The sequence below is a fragment of the Nocardiopsis sp. TNDT3 genome, assembly GCF_003427465.1.
Taxonomy (GTDB): Bacteria; Actinomycetota; Actinomycetes; order Streptosporangiales; family Streptosporangiaceae; genus Nocardiopsis; species Nocardiopsis dassonvillei.
In genome coordinates this window covers 1-3,042 of the sequence record NZ_QPFC01000443.1, presented here as the reverse complement: position 1 = coordinate 3,042, position 3,042 = coordinate 1, and the positions used below count along the sequence as shown (strand labels likewise).

The following is a 3,042-nucleotide window of genomic DNA, read 5'->3' as shown; positions in this document are numbered from 1 at the left end:
GGGACGGACGGCCTGCCCCGGCCTTCTCCCGTGCGGGTCCGGAAAGGCCTGTGGACAACCGTTCGGAGGGGGTCCGCGGCTTCTACGGTGGTTGTGGTGCGGCCGACGGCGGCCGGAGAGGAGCCGGCGGCCACAGCGGCGCGGAGGAGCCGTCGGCCACGGCGGAGGAGAGGAGGAGCGGTGGGTTCCCAGGACACGTTCACCGCCGGGCACGGGACGGCGGACTCGGCGGTCCCCTCTCCCGTTCCAGGGGCCGACGCGGGCACGAACCCCCGTTTCCTGCGCAGGCTCCGGTTCGCGCGGTGGTGCATCCTGTGGACGCTGGGCTCGCTGGCGCTGATGGTGCCTTTCGCGCCGTTCATGGAACTGCTCCTGTCCGGGGCCCGCTCCGTCGGCTCGGAGGACGGGTTCAGGACCTGGCCTCCCGCGGTGTCCACCGCGGTCGCCCTGCTGTGCGCGCTGCTGTGCCTGTGCATGATCCGGAGCCGGGTGGACGGGAGGAGGATCGCCGACCCCCGGCTCTACTGGGGCTCGCTCGCCCTGCTCCTCCTGGCGTGCCTCCTCATGCAGGTCACTCCGTACGTCTTCCTCACCTGCACGTGTTGGTGGGGGGTGGCGGCCTTCTCCGCCCCCCGGAGGCGTTCCCTCCTCGTCGGCCTCGCCCTGCTGGTGCTGCCCTGGCTGCACCCGTCCGTCACACTGGTGGACATACCCCTCTTCGTGCTGGTGTTCTCCAGCCTGTTCTCAGTGGGCTGGACCCTCGTGATCTGGTTCGTCGCCCTGACCATGTTCCGCCTGTGGGAGGCCACGAACGAGGCTCTGGAGGGGGAGCACGCCCGCACCCGGCTGGCGGTGAGCGAGGAGCGGCTCCGGTTCGCCCAGGACATGCAGGGGGTGATCGGCCAGGGCCTGACCACGCTCGCTGTCAGGGCCAGACGGGCCGAACTGCTTCTGGGGAGCGATCCGGCGGGCTCCGCGGCCGAGATCGAGGAGGTCCACGAACTGGCCCGCCGGGTGCTCCAGCAGGTGAGGTCGGCGGTCAGCGGCTACCGGGGTGTGGACCTGGCCGCGGAGGTGGAGTCGATCGGCGCGGTCCTGCGCGCCAACGGCACCGAGACCGTCGTCACCGGAACGGCGGCCCCGGAACAGTTCCCGGCCGCGGCCGGAATCGCCGCCTGGGTGGTGCGCGAGGGGGCCACCAACATCCTGCGGCACAGCGACGCACGCCGCTGCCGGATCTCCTTCTCCGTGGACGGGGAAGCCGGGCACGGGGGGAGGGCACTGGTGGTCGAGGTGTCCAACGACCGGGCGCGCGGCGGCCCGGAGGACGGCGCGGCCTCGGCCAGCGGTCTGGCCGGGCTCTCCGAACGTGTCGTACGGGAGGGTGGCACACTGTCGGCGAACCGTACCCACGACGGCGGTTTCCTGCTCAGAGCCGTCCTCCCGCTGCCCGACGGGACCCGACACACCGAGGAGTCACGTTGAGCGATCACGGCACACCCTCCGCCGAGTACACGGCCTCCGACCGGGAGGGCGACCGCAGGGTCCGCTTCGCCCGGCGCATCGTCATCGTCTCGGTGGGCTTCACCGCGCTGCTCGTCGTGGGGATGCCCCTGGTGGACGTCGTCACGGCCGCGGCCTCGGACTGGCCCCTATGGCGCTCCCTGACCGGGGTGGTCGCCTCCGTGCCGATCGCCGTGCTGCTGATCGTGATGCTCCGGGCCAGGCTGGACGGTCGGCGCAAGCCGGACCCGCGCGCCTACTGGACCTCGCTCGGCCTGATCGTCGTGGTCGTCCTGTGCCTCCAGGAGCCGATCAACACCGTGTTCTTCCTGGCCGCGTGGTGGGGGACCGGGGTCTTCCTCGCCCCGCGCAGGCGCAGCGCGTACGTCACCGCCGCCCTGCTGGCGCTGCCCTGGCTCGCGGTCCCGTTCTACGGGTTCGAGACGCAGTTCCAGCCGCTCCTCTACCTGCTGGTGTGGCTGGTGATGGTCTTCAGCGGGCTGATGTTCGCCGGGGCCTCGCTCTCCATGATCTGGCTGTGGGACATCAGCCGCGAGGCCGTCGCGGGACAGCGGGCCCGCGCCCAGCTCGCGGTGAGCGAGGAGCGGCTCCGCTTCGCCCGCGACATGCACGACCTGCTCGGGCACAGCCTCTCCGCGCTCGCGGTCAAGGCCCAGCTGGCCGGACGGCTCGTGGAGCGGGACCCCGAGCGGGCGGGCGCGGAGATGGCGGAGGTGCAGGTGCTCGCCAGACAGGCGCTCCAACAGGTGAGGTCGGCGGTCAGCGGCTACCGGGAGGTCGACCTGGCGGGCGAGACGGAGGCCGTTCGCGCGGTGCTCGACGCGGGGGGAACCAGGGCGGTCGCCACCGGGCTGGAGGGGCTGGACCTGCCGCCGCGGACCGCCGCGCTCGCCGCCTGGGTGGTGCGCGAGGGCGGCACGAACGTCCTGCGGCACAGCGACGCCAACGAGTGCCAGATCAGCTTCACCCTCGCCCGCGACAGCGCCGTGGGCCCCCGGACGCTCGTGGTCGAGGTGTTCAACGACCGCGCCCGGGGCGGCGGCCAGGACGGGAGGGAGTCGGGCAACGGGCTCGCCGGTCTGTCCGAGCGGGTCGCCATGGGCGGCGGCACCCTCTCCGCGGCCCGCACTCCGGAGGGGGGCTTCCTGCTGCGCGCCGTCCTGCCGCTCTGACGTCCCGCTTCAGCGCGTGCCCACCGAGTCGAAGGCCGCGTCGATGTCCTCGCTGGCGCCCTCCCCGCCCGCGGTGTTCACCCCGAGCATGAACGCGCCCCGGCCGTCGTCCAGCTCCACGATCACGAAGCGGCCGTAGGTGTCCCCCGAGTCGCTGCCCATGGTCGCCCCGAAGGCGGGCAGCCCGTCCACGTCGGTCTGCCCGGAGGGCTCGGCCCACACGCCGCCCTCGGCGGCCAGGTCGGCGGCCAAGTCCACGGCCAGTCGCACCCCGGCCACCGCGATCGGCTCCACCGAACCGAGTTCCTCGGTGCCGGTGACGATGACCGCGTCCGGGTCCTCGGCC

The 3,042-nt window shown here is 73.1% G+C and carries 2 protein-coding genes and 1 pseudogene; 2 read left to right on the top strand and 1 reads right to left on the bottom strand.

Going from position 1 to position 3,042, the window contains the following annotated elements:
• The first annotated feature begins 180 nt into the window (after positions 1-180).
• Both DQW06_RS11685 and DQW06_RS11680 read left to right on the top strand, forming a co-directional pair.
• On the top strand, positions 181-1,485 hold the full coding sequence (locus DQW06_RS11685) for a sensor histidine kinase (RefSeq protein WP_117198423.1): 1,305 nt from the start codon (positions 181-183) through the stop codon (positions 1,483-1,485).
• Positions 1,482-2,696 carry a sensor histidine kinase gene (locus DQW06_RS11680; RefSeq protein WP_013156466.1) on the top strand — a complete coding sequence of 405 codons (1,215 nt, stop codon included), beginning with the start codon at positions 1,482-1,484 and terminating at the stop codon, positions 2,694-2,696. Before DQW06_RS11685 ends, DQW06_RS11680 begins: the two co-directional genes overlap by 4 nt.
• Positions 2,697-2,705: 9 nt before the next feature.
• On the opposite strand, the pseudogene DQW06_RS11675 reads toward DQW06_RS11680, so the two are convergent.
• Positions 2,706-3,042 (bottom strand): annotated as a pseudogene (locus DQW06_RS11675) (hypothetical protein); the annotation flags it as partial.